This is a genomic window from Giesbergeria anulus (assembly GCF_900111115.1).
Lineage (GTDB): Bacteria > Pseudomonadota > Gammaproteobacteria > Burkholderiales > Burkholderiaceae_C > Simplicispira > Simplicispira anulus.
The window spans coordinates 1-22,907 of sequence record NZ_FOGD01000007.1 but is presented as its reverse complement, the minus strand read 5'-3'; the positions used below and the strand labels follow the sequence as shown (position 1 = coordinate 22,907).

19 protein-coding genes are annotated in these 22,907 nt (G+C 50.5%); 14 read left to right on the top strand and 5 right to left on the bottom strand.

Annotated elements, in window-relative coordinates:
* From BMX55_RS10770 to BMX55_RS10755, 4 genes are read left to right on the top strand one after another with little or no spacing between them, the layout of a single operon-like run.
* The gene (locus BMX55_RS10770; protein WP_091457358.1) at window positions 1–810 is read left to right on the top strand and encodes a TrbG/VirB9 family P-type conjugative transfer protein; all 810 of its coding nucleotides are present in this window, start codon (window positions 1–3) and stop codon (window positions 808–810) included.
* 13 nt (window positions 811–823) lie between these two features.
* The gene (locus BMX55_RS10765; protein WP_091457355.1) at window positions 824–2,101 is read left to right on the top strand and encodes a TraB/TrbI/VirB10 family type IV secretion system protein; all 1,278 of its coding nucleotides are present in this window, start codon (window positions 824–826) and stop codon (window positions 2,099–2,101) included.
* A gap of 3 nt (window positions 2,102–2,104) precedes the next feature.
* Window positions 2,105–2,455, top strand: a complete 351-nt coding sequence (locus BMX55_RS16150) for a hypothetical protein (RefSeq protein WP_143059623.1) — start codon at window positions 2,105–2,107, stop codon at window positions 2,453–2,455.
* Window positions 2,452–3,429 carry a phage integrase N-terminal domain-containing protein gene (locus tag BMX55_RS10755; protein ID WP_091457348.1) on the top strand — a complete coding sequence of 326 codons (978 nt, stop codon included), beginning with the start codon at window positions 2,452–2,454 and terminating at the stop codon, window positions 3,427–3,429. Before BMX55_RS16150 ends, BMX55_RS10755 begins: the two co-directional genes overlap by 4 nt.
* A 60-nt stretch (window positions 3,430–3,489) precedes the next feature.
* On the opposite strand, the gene BMX55_RS10750 is transcribed toward BMX55_RS10755, so the two are convergent.
* Window positions 3,490–3,993, bottom strand: coding sequence for a hypothetical protein (locus BMX55_RS10750; protein WP_143059622.1), 504 nt, complete (start codon window positions 3,991–3,993; stop codon window positions 3,490–3,492).
* Between the two features lie 274 nt (window positions 3,994–4,267).
* Between BMX55_RS10750 and BMX55_RS10745 the strand changes: the two genes are divergently transcribed.
* The 6 genes from BMX55_RS10745 to BMX55_RS16145 all read left to right on the top strand — a co-directional run bounded on the left by BMX55_RS10745 (window position 4,268) and on the right by BMX55_RS16145 (window position 12,867).
* A complete protein-coding gene (locus tag BMX55_RS10745) occupies window positions 4,268–4,816 on the top strand; it encodes a YcbK family protein (protein ID WP_091457340.1) in 549 nt (182 codons plus the stop codon).
* A 570-nt stretch (window positions 4,817–5,386) separates the two neighbouring features.
* Window positions 5,387–5,659: a hypothetical protein gene (locus tag BMX55_RS10740; protein ID WP_091457337.1), complete on the top strand. Its 273-nt coding sequence runs from the start codon at window positions 5,387–5,389 to the stop codon at window positions 5,657–5,659.
* 165 nt (window positions 5,660–5,824) lie between these two features.
* Window positions 5,825–6,796: a DUF932 domain-containing protein gene (locus BMX55_RS10735; protein WP_245751403.1), complete on the top strand. Its 972-nt coding sequence runs from the start codon at window positions 5,825–5,827 to the stop codon at window positions 6,794–6,796.
* A gap of 239 nt (window positions 6,797–7,035) precedes the next feature.
* A complete protein-coding gene (locus BMX55_RS10730; protein ID WP_143059621.1) occupies window positions 7,036–12,021 on the top strand; it encodes a DEAD/DEAH box helicase in 4,986 nt (1,661 codons plus the stop codon).
* Window positions 12,022–12,217: 196 nt separating this feature from the next.
* Window positions 12,218–12,613, top strand: coding sequence for a hypothetical protein (locus tag BMX55_RS10720; protein ID WP_143059620.1), 396 nt, complete (start codon window positions 12,218–12,220; stop codon window positions 12,611–12,613).
* Window positions 12,614–12,624: 11 nt separating this feature from the next.
* Complete coding sequence (locus BMX55_RS16145; protein WP_143059619.1) at window positions 12,625–12,867, top strand: hypothetical protein; 243 nt, start codon at window positions 12,625–12,627, stop codon at window positions 12,865–12,867.
* A gap of 42 nt (window positions 12,868–12,909) precedes the next feature.
* On the opposite strand, the gene BMX55_RS10715 is transcribed toward BMX55_RS16145, so the two are convergent.
* Window positions 12,910–14,268 (bottom strand): DEAD/DEAH box helicase, encoded by a 1,359-nt coding sequence (locus BMX55_RS10715; RefSeq protein WP_177172876.1) that lies wholly within the window; start codon window positions 14,266–14,268, stop codon window positions 12,910–12,912.
* Between BMX55_RS10715 and BMX55_RS16445 the strand changes: the two genes are divergently transcribed.
* The 3 genes from BMX55_RS16445 (at window position 14,249) to BMX55_RS10705 (ending at window position 17,217) form a co-directional block, all read left to right on the top strand.
* A complete protein-coding gene (locus BMX55_RS16445; protein WP_177172875.1) occupies window positions 14,249–14,779 on the top strand; it encodes a hypothetical protein in 531 nt (176 codons plus the stop codon). The two genes, BMX55_RS10715 and BMX55_RS16445, sit on opposite strands and share 20 nt — an antisense overlap.
* A gap of 318 nt (window positions 14,780–15,097) precedes the next feature.
* On the top strand, window positions 15,098–16,522 hold the full coding sequence (locus BMX55_RS10710; RefSeq protein WP_091457323.1) for a recombination directionality factor: 1,425 nt from the start codon (window positions 15,098–15,100) through the stop codon (window positions 16,520–16,522).
* 44 nt (window positions 16,523–16,566) lie between these two features.
* On the top strand, window positions 16,567–17,217 hold the full coding sequence (locus BMX55_RS10705) for a DUF6927 domain-containing protein (RefSeq protein ID WP_091457320.1): 651 nt from the start codon (window positions 16,567–16,569) through the stop codon (window positions 17,215–17,217).
* Between the two features lie 475 nt (window positions 17,218–17,692).
* Here BMX55_RS10705 and BMX55_RS10700 read toward each other — a convergent pair whose 3' ends face one another.
* From BMX55_RS10700 to BMX55_RS16440, 3 genes are read right to left on the bottom strand one after another with little or no spacing between them, the layout of a single operon-like run.
* The gene (locus BMX55_RS10700) at window positions 17,693–18,928 is read right to left on the bottom strand and encodes a Rha family transcriptional regulator (RefSeq protein ID WP_245751401.1); all 1,236 of its coding nucleotides are present in this window, start codon (window positions 18,926–18,928) and stop codon (window positions 17,693–17,695) included.
* A 37-nt stretch (window positions 18,929–18,965) separates the two neighbouring features.
* Window positions 18,966–19,520, bottom strand: coding sequence for a nucleoside monophosphate kinase (locus BMX55_RS10695; RefSeq protein ID WP_177172874.1), 555 nt, complete (start codon window positions 19,518–19,520; stop codon window positions 18,966–18,968).
* Between the two features lie 8 nt (window positions 19,521–19,528).
* Window positions 19,529–19,756 carry a hypothetical protein gene (locus tag BMX55_RS16440; RefSeq protein ID WP_177172873.1) on the bottom strand — a complete coding sequence of 76 codons (228 nt, stop codon included), beginning with the start codon at window positions 19,754–19,756 and terminating at the stop codon, window positions 19,529–19,531.
* A gap of 2,638 nt (window positions 19,757–22,394) precedes the next feature.
* Here BMX55_RS16440 and BMX55_RS10690 point away from each other — a divergent pair.
* Window positions 22,395–22,616 carry a hypothetical protein gene (locus BMX55_RS10690; protein WP_091457313.1) on the top strand — a complete coding sequence of 74 codons (222 nt, stop codon included), beginning with the start codon at window positions 22,395–22,397 and terminating at the stop codon, window positions 22,614–22,616.
* Window positions 22,617–22,907: the final 291 nt, after the last annotated feature.

The following is a 22,907-nucleotide window of genomic DNA, read 5'->3' as shown; positions in this document are numbered from 1 at the left end:
ATGAGCAAGAAAATTTTAGCTTCACTGCTGATGATGTGCAGTTTGGGTGCGGCGCAGGCCACGCCGGAAATCTCTGTACCCATTCCGGGCAATCTGGATTCGCGCATTGTCACTTTCGCCTACACGCCTGATGTGGTTTTCCGCTTGCCAGTGACGGTGGGTATGCACACCCACATTCCTATGGGGCCGGGTGAGGAATTGATTGAAACCCCGCGCATTGGTGAAAAGGTGCGCTGGCGCATTGAGGGCAACGAAAAAAACCTCTACATCAAGGCCCTACAACCGGATGTGCGTACATCGTTGTCGCTAGTGACCAACAAGCGGGTCTATCAATTCGAGCTGGTTTCCACTACCAAGTCGAGTGAGCGCATCCAGAAAGCGCAGTTCACCTACCCTGATGAAGAAGCGGGCATCAAAATGGCTTGGCGTAACCGAATTGAAGAAACACAGAACGAACAAAAAGCACATGAACAGCATCTGAATGCACAGAATCTTGCGCCCAAGCCGATTGATTCTTCGCTGCTGTCTTTTTATTCTATTCACACGAAAAATGAAGATTACAAGCGAGTCCATGCTTACTCTGATGGTTTGAAAACATGGATTCGCCTGCCACCCGGTATTCAAGACCTCCCTGCCGTTTTTATGGTTGAACGTGATGAGCGCGATAAGGAAAATCTCATGCCGGTGAACTACACGGTGGCGGATCGCGCCAATCTCCGCGACCGCGATGTCATCATTATTGATCGCTTTGCTCCTTATTGGATTTTGCGTATTGGAAAATCCGTGGAAGTTCGCCTAGTGCGCGATTAAAGAAGGGTGTGCCATGCAAGAAAATAACATGCCACATCCGTCCATGAATCCGCTGGATGATTTGGACGAATTGCCTAAGTCTCCTGCTCAATATAAAAAATCGAAGCAGAAGACGGCTCGCCCCCCAGAGGAAGATTTGCCCCACGATGAACATGATAATTCTGTTCAGAGAGGTATGCCGGGGCGTAATCTCAAAAACTGGGCCATTGGAATTTTGGGTTTAGCTGTAGCTGGTTCCATGCTGTGGCCCCAGTCTCAGGGCAGCAAAGATAAGGCGGTGACGACCAAGCAGCAGTCAGAGGCCAGCATCGCCGACGAATTGGAGCGATCCAAGCCAGTGGTGACGGTGCTAGAAGAAACCGTAGTCCCTCAACCACCCTCGCCACCGCCGATAGTGAAGATGGCGACTGAGCCTGCAACCAACAGGGATGACGAGAAGATGGCCCTCATCCTTGCTTCTCCTATGGGAACGGATGTGCAGTTGTCCAGTAGCAGCAAAACCAGCAAGGAAAAGGCACCCCCTGCTGATGCGCTGCCCAATTTTGATAGCAGCAAAATTGCGGAAGACGCAATGCGACAGCAAGAGCGAATGATGGCAGCGATAGCCGCAGCCGAGTCTGATGGCGCAAAGAAGAAGCCCGATAGCCTACATGCTGCCTTCTTGAAAGAGTCGAAGGGCATTGAGGCTCCCATAGGCATGGTGGATGCGCGTAAACCCAACACGATCTATGAGGGCACCCTGATTCGTACCGTGCTGACCCGCAAGGTGCAAACCGATCTACCGGGTGTGGTGACAGCCAAGGTCATGAGCGATGTTTATGACAGCGTGACGATGCAAACCATGCTCATCCCTCGCGGCTCCGAAGTAACGTGCCGTTATCAGTCCGAGCTGCTGGTGGGCCAAGAGGTTGTATTGGCGGCCTGCGAGCGCCTGCGTCTGCCCAACGGAAAGAGCTTTTCCCTCATGTCCACTCCTGCCAGCGATATGCAGGGCGCTTCGGGTCTCCCAGCGGACGTGAATAACCACTTTTTCAAGATGTTTGGCACATCCCTCATGCTGGGGGCTGCATCGCTGTTGTTGCCCGACAAAGATCAGCGCATCACCGTTTCTTCATCCAACGGTTCGCAGGAAAAGGGCGGGTCAATTCTGGGCACGGCGTTGCACGACACCATCACAACCATTTTGCAGCGCAACGCACGCATCCCGCCTACAGGCACGGTTGAAATTGGAACCCCCTTCACACTCACCATTTCCCGCGACGTGGAGATGGAACCCTATACCGGGAGGTAATCCGTGCCTAGCAAACTGATCTTGAAACTTGCTGCGGCCTTGCTGGCTGTATCTGGGCTTTCTGGGTGCGGGGTGATTGCAAACTGGCTTCCTAGCTTCTCAAGCAATCACAACTTGGAATTCGTAGAGGAAATGCCGGAAAGCATTTCCGTGGCATGGCGCGATGCACAGGGGCAAGTGTGGCTGGTGCCTAAGCGGGGCTATCTCATTGAGGGCATCCGCAGTAATGGCAGCCAGCTTGTGCCGTGGTCTGCACACGGTTCTTACCTACTGGTGCGGGCTGGCTTCCGCAATTTGGAAGTAAAAGCTGATGGCCGTTGGTCAAAGCTGGTTTTGCCGAAGGAGAAAAATTGAGAGAACAAGATGTTGGCCGCAGGCATTTGGCCATTTTGAAAAAATCAGCCAGTGCCTTAGTGGAAAAGCATGGCGGGTTCCGCATCAACGGAGCTATTGCCTCTGATCGCACAAAGAAGCTCACGCATGAAGTCCTCATGAGTTGCTGTGAGCGCCTTTGGACATTGGGTTTTCAAATTCGGGACATTCACGATTTGAAGCTGCGCCATGTGGAGGGCTTGATTAAAGATTGGCGCGCAAATAACTACGCTATCAAAACAATACAAAACCATGTCAGTCGCTTGCGACGGGTCGCAGAGTGGATTGGCAAGCCCGGCATGATTCCACATGGCCTATTGGATCAGATGTTCCCTGACGCTGATGCTGGGGAGCTACGGGTGAAGACGGTGGCTGAAAACTCGAAAAGCTGGACTGAGAATGGCGTCAACGTATTGGAGAAAATACTCCAAGCGGACAAGATCGATGCCCGATTTGGGGCCATGCTACGGCTGGGCTTGGCCTTCGGGCTGCGGCGTAAAGAGCAGCTTCGGTCAAAGCCCTACGCTATGGATGGGGGTAGCGTGCTGCTCATCAACAGCAACATGGCAAAATCGGGCAAGGATCGCATGATCCCCGTAGAGCATCCTTTCCAGCGCGTGTGCTTGGAACATGCCAAGCGCATTGTGAAAGGCGGGGAGCATCTGGGTTGGCCCGGTCGAACTTATGAGCAGAATGTTGACCACTACAACTACCTGATGCGGAAAGTTGGCATATCTGCGCGTGAGAGTGGCTGCGTTGGGCATGGCCTGCGTGCTGAGTATGCCGAGAACATCTCACTGATGAATGGTTTGGTGCCGCCTGTCTTGGGCGGGAGGCCGAACCAGATGGAGAAAGAGGCACGGTTGGCAATTCAGGCCATCGTTTCCCAAAACATGGGGCACCATCGGCCCGAAGTAACAGGCGCTTACTACGGCTCCTTCAGACCGAAAAAATAAGCCTTCGGCCCAATAAAAAACCGCCAGCTAAGGCGGTTTTTTATTGGCGGAGATTGTGCTTCAATCGAATTCCGATTGCTTAAGCCACTGCAATTCCTGTGGCGCATTGGGCGTGGTGAGTAAATCAGCAGATTCCATCAAACGCTCACACTGATCCGGTGCCATCATGGTTCTCTTGGCATAAACCACCTGATGGTATGCTGGTCGTTTTTTCTGCAAAATCAACCCATTAGACAAGCAATACTCAAACGGCATCACCCGCCATAGCGTCGATTCGTCGCTTTCAGGGGCAACCGTTGTATAACGGCTAGGATTCAAAGCAATGTTGTAAATCCGAGCAGGAAACCACCCCAGCGCACTAAACTGATTTCTCCAGAAAATTTGCTTGGCCTTGTCAACCAGAATTTCAGAGTTTGGATCGGCAGTGATTGGTGAAAAAATAACGTAGTTGAGGTTTTTTCCTCTCACTTTAACAATGGCTTCGTGGGTTCCAATCCACAAAGTTAGAGGCTTATTGATAGTTAATAAAAAATCCTGATGGGGATAAGAATTTAGCAAAAGCATTTATTTCTCAGTTTTTTTATTTTTGAAAGTGATTTCTCGTTTTACAGGTAGTCGCCAGTGCTTTGCTGTAGCAGTGAGCAATGAATTTATGGATTCATTTTTGTGCAGGCGTACTATGAGCTTTTGTTTATTTTTGGTAAGCAACTTGATTGTTGAAGAATTTACATCCATTGCACTATGATAATTTGGTGCAATCAGAATTCCAGACAAAAGATTGCAATTTTCTAGTAGTTTTTGCCATCTATATTGCCTTGCCAGTCTCAACAATTTAGGGATGGATCGACGCAAATTTCTTCAATCAGCAGCCACCATTGCACCCGCATTTTTCTCAGGCATCTCCAGTGCTTGGGCGCAATCCGATTACTGGTCACAACCCCGTGGAATTTGGCTTCAGAGGCAAACCAGCAATGGAAAGGAGGAAGTAAGGAACATCTACTTTGCTGATGGGCGCATCATCCCTGATGGGTATGTGCAAGCCTGTCGGTTGCTGCGGGATGTGCGAGCTGGTCAGGCCGTGCAAATGTCGCCAGTCCTGCTGGACATTCTCTGCGGCATACAGGGCTTTCTTGGGGCGCATGGCTACAGCATCCCACTGGTCACAACATCGGGCTACAGAAGCCCCGCTACAAACGCTGCCACGGAAGGGGCCTCTCGGAACAGTATGCACATGCACGGTAGGGCTTGGGATGGGCGGATGCCGGGGGTTTCCGGCGATGTTATGGCTCAGATAGCCCTGTACCTGCAAGGTGGCGGCGTGGGACTCTACAAGGGGCGGGGCTTCATTCACATTGATGACGGGCGATTGCGGTTTTGGCGTGGCTGACGGCGATTCGGCGGCAAACTGCGACCGGCCAAATTTGGCCGGTCTTTTTTTGGCGGCTGGTGGCCCTGATGGGGCTGGATTGCGAAAGCTGCCCCAAACAGGCATTCATTCGATGTGCAAATACAGCATTTTTTATGCTGAAATACCTCTACCACACCGCAACTGCGGAACTGACACACAAAGCGAGCAGCCTTGCGCCTTACGCTTGCTGTTTGAGGACGAGCCACGGATATGTTTGCTGTGCAAATGAGAATTTGCAGAGCAAATTGCTCAAAGCCTTTTCTACGCCGGGAATCTGGCAATTTTTAAGGCTTAAACCATGCGCTCTTACTCGTCGTATCAACAGAAAAAGTCTTCCTTTTCTCGTTACAGCATCCTTCGTTGGTCTGCACCAGCTTGGGTTGTTGTAATGTTCATCTTGGGTCTTATTTCGACTCGATTCATGAACTGAGTTAAATAAAAATTGAAAATCCACTTCGGTGGGTTTTCTAATGTCGCTGCACATTAGAAAGCCTATCGGCCTACTCCTTTTTCAACACCGCGAATGCGGGATTTTTTAGGAGTTTCATCATGTTCAAGACTATCGCTATCGTTGCCGCTATTGCTTTCGCTTCTGTTGCTAACGCACAAGTTGCTCAAAAAAATAATGGCATCATTGTTCAACCCGGTATCAGTAAAGCTGTTGCTATTCAAGAAAAAAACGCTGTTAAAAAGAACATCGTTCATGCTGTTTATGTTGCTGATGCTACCCGCACTAGCAACATGGGCACCGCTCGCATGGTTGGTCGCAACTATGTAGGCACCGAAACAGGCATTGAAGGCATCGACTTCAATCGCAAGTGATCAGCAATTTGAAAACTCACTTATTGAAAGGATCGACTTCAATCGAAAATAAACGATGAATTAAAAACTCACTTCGGTGAGTTTTCTAATGCTTCACGGCATTAGAAAGCCTATCGGCCACTCCTTTTTTAACACCCTATTTTGGGGATTTTTTAGGAGTTTTTTATGGCACACGAACTGTCTTTTAATGGTGCTGGTGAAGCTGAAATGGCCTACATTGGTGCAAAGCCTTGGCACGGCTTTGGTCAGGAAGTGAATCCGAACGCAAGTTTGGAGGAATGGATGGATGCAGCACGCATGAACTGGAGTATCAATCGCGCACCCGTTCAATTCAAGAATGCAAATTCTGATTTGATGTGCGAGTATCCTGATAGTCACGTTCTCTATCGCAGCGACAACGGGAAAGCCTTATCGGTTGTCTCTGATCGCTACAAGGTTGTCCAGCCCAAGGACATGATTGATTTCTTCCGCTCCCTTGTGGAAAACGAAGGGTTCAACATCGAAACGATTGGCACCCTGAAAGAAGGCCGTCGTATCTGGGCATTGGCTAATACCAATATCCAAAACGATGTCGTTGGAAGTGATCGTCTCAAGGCTTATGTCCTTCTGATTACCTCCTGCGATGGTTCTTTGGCTACTACAGCCAAATTTACCAGCGTTCGCGTCGTCTGCTGGAATACGCAGGCTATTGCTCTGGGTGAAGGCGGTAAAGAAGTCAAGGTACGGCACAACACTGTATTTGACCCTGATGCGGTGAAAGGCCAAATGGGACTGATCGGTGCGAAAGCCTTTGAGAACTTCCTCGGAAAAATGCGCGATTTGACGAAAGTGAAAATCACGCAAAGCGATGCCATCAGCATTGTTGGCTCGCTTCTTCCGAAGCCTGCTGGCGAGAAAGAAATCACGCAATCCAAAGGCTTTGTTCAGATCATGAGCCTGTTCAATGGCACTGGTAAAGGTTCAACCTTGCCCGGTATTCAAGGAACGGCTTGGGGTCTTCTCAATGCAATGACCGAGTATGTTGATCATCATGCCCGCGCTCACAATTCTGAAAACCGACTCCATAATCAATGGTTCGGTAAAGGCGCATTGCTGAAAGAGACCACCGAACAATTGCTGTGCGAAATGATTATCTAACCGCTAACCGCTAACTGCAAAACAAAAACCCACTTCGGTGGGTTTTTCCATGTAAGGGGGTAGCCCAGCGTGATGCTGGGCAAACTTTGGCGGGAAGTTTCCTAAATTTTGGAGAAACCTTCCAATTTTTGGTAGGAAGTTGCCAAACCTTTCAAGAAGTAGCCAAATTTTGGCCGAAACCAGCCAAATTTTGGACAGAACCTGCCAGACGTAGATTGATCCGTTCTGAAGCCAAATCGATGCAAGTGGGCCTGATGGCGGCTTTTGCTTTTGTTCCTTGGTGCAAAAACAAAAGCCTTTTTAACCATTTTTTGGAAAGGTTTATCATGAAAAAGAAAACTAGCCTGAGCGCCTTGCAACTGGATTTATTCGGCGGCGACTTTGCAGTGATCGATGCCCCTGTGGTAGTGCCCAAAATCATCTCCGAAAAGAAGGAGGTGGTAGAGCGCATTGAGCAGGCATTTGAGGAGGAAGTGAAAAGCAAGCGCGAACTGTTCGAGTTGCTGGATTCGCATCTGATGTGCTTGGGTTCTGATCGCACCAAGGTGCGTGCCAACATCCGGGCCATCGAAATCTTGCAGTCTGGTACTTCGGCAAAAAGCGTGGAAGAAAAAGCGGCACTGGTTGCGTATAGCGGCTGGGGTGGCTTATCCAATGTGTTTGCCAAAAACACCGACTTCCCTGTGGAGCAGCAACGCTTGCGTGCGCTTTTGGGTGAAGATGCTTATGCCAGTGCAATGGAGTCGGTTCTATCGGCTTATTACACCGAGCCTGCTGTGGTGCGGGCCATCTGGAAAATGATTCGGCACATGGGGTTCACAGGCGGTCGCGTTCTGGAACCATCTTGCGGTGTAGGCCACTTCGTTGGTGCCATGCCCCAAGACCTGCGCCAAGAATCGCATATCTCGATGGTGGAAATTGATGACACAACGGCTGCCATTGCGCGTACCGTTTATGCCGATGAACAGACACTGGTGTACCACACCGGCCTGCAAAATGCGCCTATCCAGCCTGATAGTTTCGATTTGGTCGTTGGGAATGTGCCGTTTGGCAACTACCGAGTAACAGATCGGAATTTTGACCACTTGCGTTTGGTAATTCACGACTACTTCTTTGCGAAGTGTCTGAGTGCCTTGCGGGTGGGTGGCATCATGTGTTTGATCACATCTACCGGAACGCTGGATAAAGACGAAGCAAAATTTCGTGAATATCTGGCGCAACGTGCAAACCTGCTCACAGCTATCCGTTTACCCACTGGTTCCTTTAAGCGCCTTGGTTCGACAGATGTTGTCGCAGACATTCTTGTTTTCCAAAAGAAAGAGTATGACCCCACTGTTAAAAAATCCAATTTTCAACACCTGACACAGGCAACGCCCGCAATACTACAGACCGCATACGCAAGAATTCCGGTCAATAGCTATTTCGTGAATCACCCGCAGAACGTCTTGGGCAAGCTGCAACACTTGGTAGCCCGGTACGGTCAAACTGTGGGCGTGGTGCCTCATCAGGACTGGCAACAGCAACTTAGCGATGTTCTTGCCCACCAGCAGGAGCTTGCTGGACGCTTTGACCCAGCCTTGAATGTTCGTATTGAGAAGCAAAGAAATGTAGCTAGGGACAAAACCGGGATCAAAACCGGGGTGGCCTATGGTTACTTCTTCGATGATGACGGTCAGCTCATGCAGTTGGATGAATGCTCCGAGGTGAAAACCTTGAGCTATTTGCCTACTGGTACGCTGCTGCGCTTGGAAGGTATGACGCATATTCGCAATGCGGTGTTGGAGGTATTGGAGGCCGATTCTATGCAGTGCGAAAGTGCTGCTGCGAAGCGGGAAAAACTCAATCGGTACTACGACTCGTTTGTGAAGCGCCACGGCTTCTTGATGACATCACACAATCGTCGTCTGTTTTCTGCTGATACGCACTCGCCTTTGCTGTGGTCGTTGGAAATGTATGACGAAGAAAAAGAAACTGCTGTCAAGGCAGATATTTTTTCTAAATCTACTGTCTCTCACGCCATCTTGGCAGAACGCGCTGAAACGATGGGGGAAGCAATTGCCCTGTCCTACAACAAGTTCGCTAGATTTGATGTGAAATTCATTGCGAAAGCATTGGGTCGTAGCATTGAAAGCATTTTGGAGGAATTGATTGCTGAAGATCGGGTTTACCTAAATCCGCTGACGCTGCAATGGGAAGACAAAGAAAGCTACTTGAGTGGTGACGTGTACGAAAAACTGGATGTGGCCAAGGCTGCTCAGATGGGGGACTCCCGTTTTGAGCGCAATGTAACCGCATTGCAGGCTGTAGTGCCCACCCGGATTCCGTTGCGTGCTATCGCTGTGCGCTTGGGGGTGTCGTGGATTCGTGCTGAGATGCTTGAGGAATTTGTCCTTGAGGTGATCGGCGTTGGAAAATCGCGCATTTCTATTACGCACTTGCCTAGCGCTGCAAGCTGGACGGTGAGTGGCTATGCCAAAAAAGACTTGGACGTTAATACGAAGTGGGGAACCACCCGTAGAAGTTTTGTTGCGCTTCTTGAGGATTTATTGAATCAGAAGACAACAGAAGTTCACGACAAGTTGATTTTGGAAGATGGCAAGGTCAAGATGGTTCTGAACGCTGATGAAACTCTGGCTGCCAGAGAAAAGGCTGAAAAAATCCAAACGGCTTTTGCCGAATGGGTTTTCGAGGACGAAAAACGAGTTGGCGAACTGGAAGACATCTACAACCGAACCTACAACGGTCGGGTCAATCGCAGCTATGACGGTAGCCACTTGGTCATTCCGGGGTTAAATCCGGCGATCAAGCTACGTGCAGCGCAAAAAGACTCCATCTGGCGTGGTCTGGTGAGCGGTAACACGCTCTATGCCTTGGCGGTTGGTGGTGGCAAGACACTTATCCAAATTTGTGTCGCGCACGAATCAAAACGTCTAGGTATTGCCAACAAGCCGATGCTAGTGGTGCCAAATCACATGCTAGAGGCTTTTGCCGGTGAATATCTGCGGGCCTTTCCGCGAGCAAAAATCCTTGCCGCAAGCAAGGAAGACTTACAAGGAGATCGTCGCAAAACTTTGCTGATGCGTGCGGCAACGCACGACTGGGACTGCATCATCATTACCCATAGCTCCTTCGGGCGCTTGTCGGTAGGGACGAAGGCACTGGATCAGTTCTGCAAAGAAATGGCAGGCAAAGTGGAAGAATCCATCATGGGAGCGACTGACGACAACGCAGTTCGTGACGCCATGCGCCAGAAAAAACTCATTGAGGAAAAGCTCAAGAAAATGAGTGAAGGCGAAAAAGATGCTGGGATGCTGACCTTCGAGCAGTTGGGCGTTGACCTGCTGTGCGTGGATGAGGCTGACCTGTTTAAGAACCTGTGGTTCCACACTAAAAAAACTCGTGTTGCTGGCCTGTCGAATACTTGTTCTGGGCGTGCCTTGGACTTGTATTTGAAGTCGCGCATGATTTTTCAACGGCGTAATTTTGACGGCTTCGGCTTGATGTTCGCAACGGCTACGCCTATTGCTAACACCATCGCTGAGATGTTCATTATGCAAACCTATCTGCAACCATTCACTCTGGAGAAAAAAGGGATCGATAGCTTCGATGCTTGGGCTGCCAACTTCGCACGGGAGATCACTTCCATCGAGGTCAAGCCTGAAGGTTCGGGTTTCCGTATGCACACCCGGTTCGCCCGGTTTGTGAACGTGCCTGAGCTGATGCTGTTGTTCCGCGAAATTGCCGAGATTCGTACCAAGAAAGACCTGGCCCTGCCTGATCCCATTCTGGCTGGTGGCAAGCATACGCTGGTTTCTGTTGCGGCTTCGGACGCGCAAAAGCAGTTTGTGCAAAGTCTGGTCGAACGTGCAGAGTTGATCCGCTCCGGCCAAGTCAAGCCCAACGAGGACAACATGCTCTGTATAACCAACGATGGCCGCAAGGCTGCCTTGGATATGCGCTGCATGAACCCGATGGCCTTTGATAACCCGTTCGGCAAGGTGAATGCCTGTGTCGAAAAAGTGTTTGAGCATTGGAAAGAAGGGCAACAGGAGCGTCTGACGCAACTGGTGTTCTCTGATCTGAGCGTGCCAAGCAATACCGGGTTTTCGGTCTATACCGACATTCGGCAAAAGCTGATGGAGCGTGGCGTGCCAGCGGCGGAAATTGCGTTCGCGCAAGACTACTCTACTGACAAAGCCAAGGCCGAGCTACACCGCAAGGTGCGACAAGGGATGGTGCGTGTGCTGATTGGTTCTACGGAACTGATGGGCTTTGGCACCAATGTGCAAGACCGCCTGATCGCAAAGCATGACTTGGACGCTCCTTGGCGGCCCCGTGATGTGGAGCAACGTGATGGCCGGATCATTCGTCAAGGCAACAAAAACGAAGTAGTTTGGATTTACCGCTACGTTACTGAGCAGACCTTCGATGCCTATATGTGGCAGACCCTAGAGCGCAAGGCGGGCTTCATCTCGCAAGTGATGGAGCACTCCGGCGATGCACGGTCGGTCGAGGATGTCACCAGTCAGGCACTTTCGTTTGCAGAGGTGAAAGCCTTGGCTTCCGGGAACCCATTGGTGATTGAGAAAGCTGGTATCGATGCCGAAGTTACGCGCTTGTTGGCACTGAAAAGTGTGCATAAGAACGCGCAGCGGAAGTATTCGAGTGATCTGCACTATGAAAAGAAAACTCTCGATTACCGGGAAAATCTCGGTCGTAACTTGGTTGCTGATATTGATACTCTTGGCGATACCACGAAAGTGATCGTTAATGGTGTCGATCCACAAGATGCAGTCCAAGCTGGAAAGCTGATTATGCAGCGCCTCGCTGTTATTTCAGAAATCATGAAGGAGGAAAAAAATGCGTCTATGGGTATCTGCAAAATTGGCAATGCCGCACTGGAAATTGTTAATTTTGGGTTCAAGCGCACGCAAGTTCGCATCAACAATCGACGCTACGAAGTTAAGCTCCCTTACGGTGCAGAAAGTATTGCTTACTACCTGACCGATAAAACACTAGAAAAACAACTGCAAGAAATTGCAGAAAAAAATCTGGTGGCTATCGAAGATGGAAAGAGCACTATCCAAACGCTGACGGTGCAATGCGCTGTGGAGTTCGAGCATGAAAATGCCTTGAATGCAGCACTGGCCCGTCAAGAGGAAATTGATGCAAGTCTGGAAATCGACTCGCAAGATATGTCTTTGGTCACGATGACTGAGGACTAAAAACGCAACGCCTGCCCCGAAAGGGGTGGGTGTGCGAATCTTTCCAAAACCTGCCAAATTTTGGCAGAAACCCGCCAGACTTATCAAAAATCCGCCAAATTTTGGCGGAAACCTACCAAATTCTGGAAAGAATGCGCCAAATTTTTGCGGGAAATTGACAAGCGGATAGATTTTTCAAAAGGCCAGCGCCTGCCTTTTGAAAGCGCCTTTCCTTTTTTCAACACCGCGCTTGCGGGAATTTAAGAAGGAAATACCGATGGAATACTATGAAATTGGCCCCAGCCCTTGGGGTGAGGAATGCGCGCAAGTTGGCGAAGAAAACTACAGCGCTCGTGCCCTTGCTGAGTGCCGTGCCTTCATTAACCAAATCCTGCGCCACTACCCTGCCCCCAGTAAGTTTGGCACTCTAAAACCCAAGCGATTCAGCCATGACTTTGGCCGCTACTATGAAGTGGTTGCCTGTATTCACGAATGGACACAGGCAAAGGCTATTTACGACTGGATTTCCAAAATTGAAGGCGATGCTAAAAACGTGCTGGAAAATTGGGATCAGGAAGCCTTGGCAGAGTTGGGCTTGGTAGAAAATAACTGAGGCAACAAGCGATGAGCAATACCGCAATAATAATCTGCCGAATCAAATTGGCTGCAATGATGAACTGCCGATCCGTTGGATACCGGCAGTCAGGCATGGTGTCGGTGGCTAAAGATTTAGGCTTTTTTACAAACACAAATGATTTGGAAAAAAACTGGCTTGAGTTCTTGGAAAAAAATGTGACTTCCAAAAACTGCAATGAAGTCTTGGATATCTTACTAAACTCTAGCAAGGCTGAGAAATTTAGTACCTGAGCTTCGGATAGAAAGGGTGGTTGCTGCGGCAGCCACCCTTTTTTATTTTTCGGGAATAAAATCTGCAACGTCCAGCCTAGATAGCTTAAATGTCCCGATAAATTTCCCACTTTGGAATTCGCCAAGAACATCACCAAAGCCTCGAATCTCCATATCCCGCTCGGCTAGGGAGAAACCATCAGCATGGCAGCACAAAGCCTGCAAGCGTTCGCGGGTGTCGCCTTTAAGCTCTTTATCCACCATCATCACAAAGTCTGCCGCCCCGCCATTTCGGGCCAAGCGCCCACGCAACTGGTGCAACTGGGCCACCCCAAACCTGTCGGCGTTGGACACCACCATCAGGCCAATATCGGGCACGTCCACCCCCACTTCTACCGCTGTGCTGGCTACGATGATGGGCTGCTCGCCTGTGGCAAAAGCGGTCAGCGCCTTTTGCTTGTCTGTTGGCTTGAGTTTGCCGTGCAGGATGCTGACAAGGCCCGGAAAATGCTCTGACAAACGCTGGCCAGCATCTTTCACAGACGCACCCGCGCCTGTGACCCGGTGGTAGAGGAAGATTATTTTTTTGCCTGCCTTGAGGTGCTGGCGAACCAGTCCCACCACGCCGCTCCGATTGGCTGGTGTAGCAATGCAAGAGCGAATTTGCTTGGGCACCGGGCCATTGATGAGCTTGATTTGCTTCCAGCCATCAAAGATGGCCAACGCCAGTGAGCGCGGGATGGGCGTGGCGCTGGCCTCAATAACGTGGGTCTGCGCGTGCGCCAGCATCTGCCGCTGCTCCACAGAAAATTTGTGCTGCTCATCAATCACCAGTGCTTCCAGTTTTTTTATGGCTGGCGAACTGAACATGGCCTGTGTGCCGATGAGCATTTTGGAGTGCGTGTCAGGCGCTGCCGCCCCTGAGACAATGAGGCCGGGCTTGAGGTCGGGAAAGCGCGCTTGGGCTTGATCGTGGATTTGCCTTGCCACCAAGTCGCTGGGGACAACCACAGCCACAGGATTGCGGCTGGTGCGGGCCACGGCAGCGATTGCCAGCAAGAACACCAGCGTCTTGCCAGTGCCAACATCTCCATTGAGCAGAATCCGTACCCCGGACTTGCGGTTCAATTCGAGTCTGATGGCATTGAGGGCTTTTCGCTGATCCGGGCTGAGTGTTTCCTTTTGCGCCTTCACTGCTGCGATCAGGTGCGTGTCTACGTTGTAGCGCGCTGGCTCGTCTGGGCCTTGTTCGGTGCCGTTCTTTGCCGCATGGCGTACCTCGGCCACCACGGATTTTCGGGCGATTGCCAAAGCCGTATTGCCAGCCGCCAGTGTGCTGGGCGCGTGCAAATCTCGGATGAGCTGGCTGGGGGTGATGCCGTGGGCTTGCAGCAGCTCCGCAATGGGCTGGGTGCTCGCCACGATCTTTGCCGCTTCTTCTATCGCATCCGGTTCGTCTAATGCCGCTTGGATGGCGCGCTGGATTTTTTCTCCGGCAACCTGTCCGGGCACTCCCGAATACTGCGGCTCTACTCTCCCCGTGAAATCAGAAAGTGCTGAGTTGAAAATCAACGGGCCTTTGCCTGTCATCCGCAAAAGACCTTGGATGAAAATTTCGCCCCCACGAAGCTTTTGCATCTCATCCAAGTTGACTCCGAATAGTCGTATCTGCAAGCCCTTCACATCGGCAAAATTGATGCTCAAACTTGCAATGTCTGATTTCGGATTTTTGGTTTCGTTACCTGAGCGATCAATCATTTTGAACGAACTCAAGGTTGTACGGAAAAGCACAACTTCTTCGGTGGGTGCGGATGCTATGGCGCTGATGAACCTAGATTTATCAACGAACCCTCTCGGAAGCGCTAACAGTGCTGTCGCTGCACTATCACAACCCAGTGAAGCAAGACTCGCAAAGATTTCATTAGTTTTTTGAATCATGCCCAAGATTAAAGCAATTTAACCGATTATCCACTGACTCAAAAGATTGGCAAAAATCGCAATCTTTCGATCACCTAGGAGACAACATTTCGCTGTATCGTTACGGCTGGTCAGTAGCTACAGGTGTGCCCTTCTCCCTTGGTTTGGTTCGTGGCGCTATAGGGGTGCAAGGGAAAAAGGGCACACCTGTAGAGAGGAATCATCTCCGTTCCTCACTTACTGACTTCAACGCCGCGCATGTGGCAAGAGAAGATCACAGCCAACTTCTGGCTGGGATAACTTTGTTGAGCGGGTAACTGCTCAAGGAGAAAAAATGGCATCCTTTTTGGCTGAAGTGGTCGCGCAAAATAACGTGGCCGCTGGTTTTTCTGTTTCTGGGAAAATTCGCGCTGGATTCAAGGCACCAACGAAGGCAACATTGGAAAACGCCCAAGCTGTAGAGATTTTTCGCAAAGTGCAAGAAGGCAAAATGTCTTTTCAGCAAGCTGCTAATGAAATCAAACAGAAAACTGGGATCAGTAACCCTTTTTATCCGCGCAATACCCCGCATTTTCATGCCCATCCGTGGGATATGGAAAGTGGAAAAATTGCCTCAGATAAGCTGATGAAACTGTATGGCGAAAAGCGGGATAACGATCAAGAGCCGCGTCTCTACCGCTTCCCAGTAGTGTTTCCTGATGTGGGTCGCAATGGCATTGATACGATCCTCGGATCGGGTCTTGCAGTGCGTGGCCCCGGCATGATTGGCTATCGCAGTCAATACAGTGATGATGGTGTTCGTAGCTGCGTTTACCTCCCGCCTGTAGTGCCCAATGCAGACACCAAGCGCAAGCAATTCGTTCGTCGTCAATTCGTCATTCGTAGCGTTTGCGACACTGAAAAGTGTGTGGAATACGCTACGGGAGCTTGCCGCTTTGCGGGAACCCTGCGTTTCTACATCCCCGGTATGTCTGGTGCTGGCGTGTTCTCTCTGGAAACAGGAAGTACCCAAGCTGCATCGGAAATCTACCTGCGCCTCACGTCCATCTTGCAAGAATGCGGCAGACTGCCCAACTTCACGCCTGATGGTAGCCCCGTTTTCTACATCACCAAGGCCAAAAAGCCTCGCGTGCATTACGATGAAAATGGGGTAAAAAAGCAAGGCGACCAGTGGGTGGTGGTGCTGGAAACTGAGATCGATCTGACCAAGGTGCGACAACAACAAGAGCGGCGGCTATTGGCTGCTCCAAAGGCTCCGCAAAAAGTCGTGCTTCCTTCGTCGTGGCTGCAAAGCGATGATGAGGACTACGATGATGCGGGTGGGCAGGTCTATGGTGCAGCCCCGGCGTTCATGCTGGAAAATGCCCCAGAGATTGCTCCACCCAAGAAGCCGCTTAGTGATCTTGACCGCCTGAATGAACGCGCTGATGTGTACGGAATCCGCCGCAAGGTGGAGGAATGGGCCACCATGCGCTACGGTGAAGGCTGGAATGCTTCTGACAAGGTGAATTTGGTCTGTGAGAACTTCTTTGCAATCGAGGCCAAGTTCAGTGTCAATACTGCACAGTTCCTTGATTTGCAGATTCTGGTACAGGACAAAGGCATTCCCTATCAAGATGTGGCCCTGCCCTACATCAAGCATAAATTCGGTGGGTTTGGTACTGGTGAAACCTTGCACCAGATACTGAATCATCTGGATGAACTGCTTGAACAAGGCGCAGACTCTGCCATTTCGGTAATGAAAAATGAAATTCCATAATTTCACAATTTCATGAAACAAGGCCCGCTTCGGCGGGTTTTCTTATGCCACACACTAAAGGCATAAGAAAACCTGTCTCCTTGGTTTTTAACGCCATTGTTTTGGCAAATTTAAGGAGTAAAAAAATGGGATGGAGTTTTAGTTGGAATGAAGATAAAAAGCAGCTAGTCGAACGGCTAATCGGTAGCGAGTTGTCGAGCGGCTATAAGTTTCTCGAACATAAAGTCGTTGGCAACCACCTTTGGCATACTTTTTCCCGTCCAGATGGAAGCAAATCCATTGGGCTGTATTTGCTACAGCCAGGAGGAAGAAGTGACGAGGGCTGGGGGTACAAAGGCGTAGATGAGGATTATTACCCCGGCGAATTTGACTGCCCAATTGCATTTATCGAACAGTGTGACCCGCCGCAGACTGAGTGTGCGCGGGAGTGGCGTGAAAAAGTGCTTCAATTCGATGCGCGCAAAAAGGAGCTAAAGAAGAACCTTCGGCCAGATGTGTTGATCTCCCTTTGGGGAGCAAAATTCCGACTGGTTGGAAAGCAGAACAGGCAATGGGTTATTCGGAATGTCGAGACAGACAAGCTGTTTCGACTGCCAAGAGAGGGATTGAAGGATTTGACCATCCTTTCTGAGCGGGTGGCTGCACCAGCACCTATCCCTGTGCAGGAAACTCTCGATCTTTTTGCTGCCGCCTAAAAAACCAAGAAGCACAAGCCCTCCAGCCTTTCGGTTGGGGGGCTTTTTTTGTGCGTTCGCGCTGCTGAGTACGACCGGCCAAATTTGGCCGGTAGCGGCGGCAAAAAAAACCGCCCGAAGGCGGTTCGCGTAGAGCAGGGGTTTGGTTCAGAACAGATAGGGCTGACCGGGGTGGCGGCTGGTGCTGGCGGCGGCTGATGTTGCCGAAACCGCGAAGGCAAAAGCTGGGATGTGGCCTGTCGTGGCTGTCTTGGGGGCCTCTACAAAATTTTCGTAAAGCTCCCCGTCCACTCATAGTCACTGGCACATTAATTGCCACTGGAAAACAGCCCGGCTTCCATCTTGCTTGCTACAGTACAAGTGCGCTGGCTGGAGCGGACTTTTGGACGACCGGCCAAATTTGGCCGCTCCAAAATGGCTGGCCCAACAAAAAGCCCCAGCGATGCTGAGGCTTTCTGTGCCGCCTTGGACTCCGCTAGAACAGTGCTGGCTGCTGCACAAGCGAAACCGACACGTTCACTGCCTGCGATTTGGCTACCAAGTGACGTTTGATGGCAGTGCGGCGCTGTTTGTCGTCAGGCAATACCAGCAGCATGTCCAGTGCGTCTTTTAGACCCGAATCTTTCTCGCTAATCGTGAACTTGAACGTGATTGTCTTTGCATCGGTTGGAAAATTCGCTGGCATTGATGCGTCTAGCGCGATGCCGAAGTGCAGTGCTTGGCGTAGTGCTTCGCGTCGCGCAACGTCCGAATCAAGGCTGTGCAAGTACAGGTAGAAGCGCTCAAGGCCGATCTCGTGCGGGCCAATAGAGAAAGTAAAGCGAATCGAATCGATTATTCTTGCAGTCTGCCAGTCTTGAGGGCCAGGAATGCGGTGAGGGTCTTTCGTGCGCTGCTTCGGTGTCGGGCGTTGCAGTAGCTGCATTGCGGCGCTGAGGGAATCAATTTTTTGAGCTTGGCGCTGCAACTCTTGCTCCAGCTTCCCATATTGCTCAGAGAACATGGCGAACATCTGGGACATGGGCACAGGCATCTGGCCGTAGGGTGTAGTGGCCTGTGCCTGCTGCTGGTACAGCGTCTCCAGTTCTTGCCAGCGATCAACGATAGTGGCAGTGAACTCGGGGCAAAGCTGGGCAACCACAATGATGCTGTCGCGGCGGCCTTTGTCACCGCTGAACACATAGGCCGAGGTGGTGCGAGGGCGGCCCATTTTGTCTGTAGTTTGTTCATCCTGCATTGCAGGTTGGACAATTACGCCCTTCTTAGCCAGTCGATCAATCGTCACTTTCACGTTGTCGTGGCGTGATTCAGTCAACTCAGAAATTTCCAAGCTACTCATGCTCACGCTATCACCGCCCCCAACAGGTAGCTGGATTTTGGCTTTGCCTACAAGACCATTAGCGCTACTTTCAACAACCGTGGGCATGGTTGCACGCTGCTCGAAAAAGTCGAATAAAGCATCCTGAACAAACGGGCCATAGCCAGCGGACACCATGTGCGCTTGGCGTTGCGAGAAGATGTAGATACTGCTATCGGAAAAGCCTTCCAGCAATTCCTTCACCTTCTTCTCGATGTCCGTATGCTCAATGCGCTGGAAGGTCTGGGACGGGAAAGAAACGCCACTGGCATGGGCTTGGCGCTCGCGGCATTGGTTGACTAAGCGGATTAGCTCCAAGCTGCTGATTGATGTTGTTTCGAGGGTGGTGGACATAGGATGCTCCCTGGTTGGGGGGGTGAATATCTGTGGTTTAGATGGGGAAGCTGGCTGCCAACACTTGTCCAGCGATGGCTTGCGGATCACCCTCGCTGGCAATCACTTGTGTACGCAAAATGCGGCTTTCTTGGGCCACACTGAAGACGGCCTCAACTTGCTCGTCGCGGCGGCTTTCGATGCCACAGTGCCACTTGCGTGCTGTGCATTCGCTCCGGTGTGCCAGTCGCTGCACGCGCTCTTGTTCCGGGCAGGTCAGATGCACCACTGTGCTACCCGTGGGCAGCGATAGAACGTGCATAGGCTCGGCTGGGAAGCCATCGACTACTACGCCGCGCAGATGCACCACAGCCCGGATTTCTTCCATTAGCGCATTGACCAGCTCAGGGGCCATGCGCTCGCCGCGCTCGTGCTTGGCCAACAGGCGTAAAAAGCGCAAGCTATACCCTTTGGGAATTTTATTCTTGCGCAGCAGTCGGCCAAGATCACCAATGCTGATGTGTTTGAAGCCTTGCTTGGCAGCCAAAATCTTGCCGATGGTGGACTTTCCTACGCCATGCAGGCCAATGAGAAAGATGACCGGATTTTGCATTTTTTCCTTTAGTGAATTCTTTCGATAGCGATAAACTGCCGCCACAGCTCCAGTGATTCGCACATGGCACTGAGTTCTCGGCGCAATGCTTCGTGGCTGCGGCATTCTTCTATTGCAGCTTCTTTGATTGCACGGCCCAAAAAGCCGATTGCCCGTGAAAGCTCTAGCTGAGTGCCACAGCACTTGCCCTCGATAGGAGGGACTGTTTGTTTGAGTTGCTCGATGAGGTCTTCCATGCAAAAATGGTCGCACTCAAAGCGAACAAATCAAATTTTGGTAAGAGACTGCTTGCTCCGATTAGAATTTGTAGCTTCGGTGCTTCGATGTCGAAAGCTCGCGTTAAGAACTGAGTTTTCGAGTTCGTGCGGCGGCTGCACGGGGTTTGTTCGCGGAAATTGCTAAAAAATCAGAAAAATTCACTTTTTCCGAAAAATTGCGTTTTTGCTGTGTTAGGATTGCACCATCTGATCTGACAATGATGGAGAGGATGAGGAAGGGTTGGTACGTCATCGCACCGCTCACTGCTGGAAGCGCAATTCGTAAGAATCTGCTAAATCCGCGTTAGGGGCTTTATTGCGCGATAATAAAAGTTGCGTTGGCTTTATCCGCGCTGCTGGTCTGGCTCTTTGATGCTTTGAGGCTTTTTGCGTTTGCATAGCTTCTCTACATTGCGGCACTGTCTCACGATAGTGTCGTTTTTGTGCTTTCCGAGTCTTTTCGATCCTTGGAAAACACCGGCCAAATTTGGCCGGTCGCTGGATCGGCAAGGCTGGGTCGCCAAGAACCCTCATTTTTTGCGTTGGACGCGATTAGCGGGCTTTAGAGCCGTTTTAAGGGGTTCGGGCTATATAGCCCTTGCCTTGATCGATTTGTGGCCTTCTAGCCCACTAGAAATTGCTCAATCCTAGCGGCCTGCCATGCTCCAACAGAGAGTTTCCATACCGATCCTAGTGGCAGTACCGGCCAAATTTGGCCGGTCGTGGAGCGGTGGCGAACAGACAGAACTTTGGGATGGGCCTTGGCGGGCAATGCGCGCTCATGCGATCTCTCCTCCAAAAACACCGGCCAAATTTGGCCGGTCGCAAGTCGGTCGATAGCAGAGGGTTGGTGTCGGGCGCGTATCTAGCTCACGCGATCCCGGATAAGCCACCGGCCAAATTTGGCCGGTCGTGGAGCAGTGCGCCAGCCCTACCCATTCACGCGCAGCCCGGATATGCCAATCTCGGAATTAGAAAAAATCGAATCGGAGATAGATGATTTTTTAGATCGCAATCTAAAAAAATCTAATCACCGAAAAGAAATTTTCGAAAAAGACTTTGTTTTATAAGAAATTCTTTTTTATGGACTGATTTTACAAACTCATTAAAATTAAAAGAACAAAAATTCTAAAAATTTTTTGTTTCTTAAAAATTTTTGATGCTTTATTTTATAAAAAGTTGTTTTTAATTTTCAATTAAAAACGAATTTTCTTTTTCTTTTTTTAAGCCTCTTTATTTATTAACGACTCTTTACTTATTAAAGATTTTTGGCTTTTCCGTAGGTGAAGGTTTGGAGATCGTGCCTCTAAGAACCACCGGCCAAATTTGGCCGGTCGGAAGCTAGAGTTGATCGCGGGCTACGATGCTCGCGCCTACGCGCGCACACGCTCGCGCACGCGAAAAACCTTTGAGACGCGCACGCTCTTTGAATAAAAAACGGTCTTCTTAGATCATCCTCAGCGGAAAAGCCAAAAAATCTTAAAAAATTAACCGCTTTTTTAAAGATTCAAAATCTCTAAAACTGAGCCAATTTTTTGAGGCCAAGGTTTACCTTGTCCGAAAAAAATTCCGTATTCTTAAAAAAATTCCAAAAAAAACGCGCTCACACGGGCGCGTCTTAATACATAAGAATTTCTTATAAAAGGGTTGAATTTAAGGCTAGTCAGCAGGTTTGGATTCGGCTAGGAGCGAAAGGCCGAAAGGAGACCCTACCCGCTTGAACGCAGGTTTACAGCCTTTCAACCTTGCTTTTTTGGACTACGGAAGTCGCTTCAAGGCCCAGTCGCACAGATGGATGGCAACTGTTATCGAGTTCACGGCTCCATCGCCGCCCCCTGCCCGTCTCGACTTAGGATTGGGCCAGTGCTACCAAGGGTTCCCATTCTCGCACTGCTGGTACTAGCCTTGCCGAATCGGGATAGAGCGGCTTTCCACTCTATGACGCATAAGCAAAACCGCGCCGCCGTCTGTTGCTGTTGTGGGCCTAAGCCTCTGGCAACTAACTAGCGTTTATCTTGCTCCGGGGAACCTAGCAGCCGCTACGCGACTTTTCAGTTCATGCGCCCAAAGCAACATGGCACCATTGGGGCGGGAATCTACCACAAAAAATGCTGGTGCAACGCCAGTTCCGCAGATTTTTTCTGCGAGTTTGCGGCGGCTGCAATCCTCTGCGCGGGGATTGCACATCCGATTTGGAAACCCAAGGCATTAAGCTCAACGCACGCATAGAAGCACTGGAAAAGAAACTGGGGCAGCCCCCCAAAAGAAGGGCTAGAACGGCCCTAAAACGGGCGACACATTGGCAATTGAGGCCAAGCCCTACCCTCGCTGCCAAAGCCCTTATTTGGGGCCTTCCTCGCCGACCAGCAGCAAGCCAGAGCCGCTACAAAAAAGTCCTGAGCGCTTACACAGGCGGAGCGATGCTGCGAGGTGACACCCGCCAGTAGTCCGAAAGCTACGGCAGATTTGCGAATAATTAAATGGGCGTGCAGTGAGCTACTCAATAATCATTTCTTGATTTTTCCAAATGTTTCCGCTTTTTCCTATTTTTTCGGTTGGCAATGAAAAGATTTTCCCCACAAAATGAATTTACCTCAACATTTTTTGGCCAAGAGATATGAATGACCCTACTGCTACCTCAGAACTGAATCAGGCTGCCACTGATATGGAAGAACTTCAAGCGGTTGCAGACCTCGCCCTGTCCGTTCAATCTGCCAGCAATCCTGTTGTTGCGGCTGCGTTAGCGGTAGATACAACGCAAAGCACGACCGTTACCTGTAGGGACTTGCATTTGAAAAGCGTCAGGCCTGCATTCAGCGCATTTCTGGGCCAACATTAACTGCGTCTATCAGCGCCCTCAGGCCAGCATTAAGTGCAACTGAACTTGCGTTTGACGGCGCAGGCCTGCATTGCATGGCCGCCGGCCAACATTAAGTGCAACTACCGAGCCTTCACCAACCCGCCTTGAACGCCTCCTTTAAATCGGCAGTCCAGCCATCTGAAGCTCTGCACGCAGCTCGGCTGTGCGTGTGGGATCGAGCTGGTTGGCGAACAGGGCTTTGATTTCAGCCGGCTTGGCGTTGAACTGCTCCACCAAGTCCTTGATGCGGTAGCCGTGGCGCGTCAAGGT

Coding starts and splice junctions, on each gene's coding strand:
- BMX55_RS10710 (WP_091457323.1), top strand. CDS start 15,098: ATGGCATCCTTTTTGGCTGAAGTGGTCGCGCAAAATAACGTGGCCGCT.
- BMX55_RS10705 (WP_091457320.1), top strand. CDS start 16,567: ATGCCACACACTAAAGGCATAAGAAAACCTGTCTCCTTGGTTTTTAAC.
- BMX55_RS16445 (WP_177172875.1), top strand. CDS start 14,249: ATGGGCTGGGTGCTCGCCACGATCTTTGCCGCTTCTTCTATCGCATCC.
- BMX55_RS10730 (WP_143059621.1), top strand. CDS start 7,036: ATGCAAGTGGGCCTGATGGCGGCTTTTGCTTTTGTTCCTTGGTGCAAA.
- BMX55_RS10740 (WP_091457337.1), top strand. CDS start 5,387: ATGTTCAAGACTATCGCTATCGTTGCCGCTATTGCTTTCGCTTCTGTT.
- BMX55_RS10700 (WP_245751401.1), bottom strand. CDS start 18,928: ATGTCCACCACCCTCGAAACAACATCAATCAGCAGCTTGGAGCTAATC.
- BMX55_RS10750 (WP_143059622.1), bottom strand. CDS start 3,993: ATGCTTTTGCTAAATTCTTATCCCCATCAGGATTTTTTATTAACTATC.
- BMX55_RS16145 (WP_143059619.1), top strand. CDS start 12,625: ATGAGCAATACCGCAATAATAATCTGCCGAATCAAATTGGCTGCAATG.
- BMX55_RS10745 (WP_091457340.1), top strand. CDS start 4,268: ATGGATCGACGCAAATTTCTTCAATCAGCAGCCACCATTGCACCCGCA.
- BMX55_RS10690 (WP_091457313.1), top strand. CDS start 22,395: ATGAATGACCCTACTGCTACCTCAGAACTGAATCAGGCTGCCACTGAT.
- BMX55_RS10735 (WP_245751403.1), top strand. CDS start 5,825: ATGGCACACGAACTGTCTTTTAATGGTGCTGGTGAAGCTGAAATGGCC.
- BMX55_RS10770 (WP_091457358.1), top strand. CDS start 1: ATGAGCAAGAAAATTTTAGCTTCACTGCTGATGATGTGCAGTTTGGGT.
- BMX55_RS10765 (WP_091457355.1), top strand. CDS start 824: ATGCAAGAAAATAACATGCCACATCCGTCCATGAATCCGCTGGATGAT.
- BMX55_RS16440 (WP_177172873.1), bottom strand. CDS start 19,756: ATGGAAGACCTCATCGAGCAACTCAAACAAACAGTCCCTCCTATCGAG.
- BMX55_RS10695 (WP_177172874.1), bottom strand. CDS start 19,520: ATGCAAAATCCGGTCATCTTTCTCATTGGCCTGCATGGCGTAGGAAAG.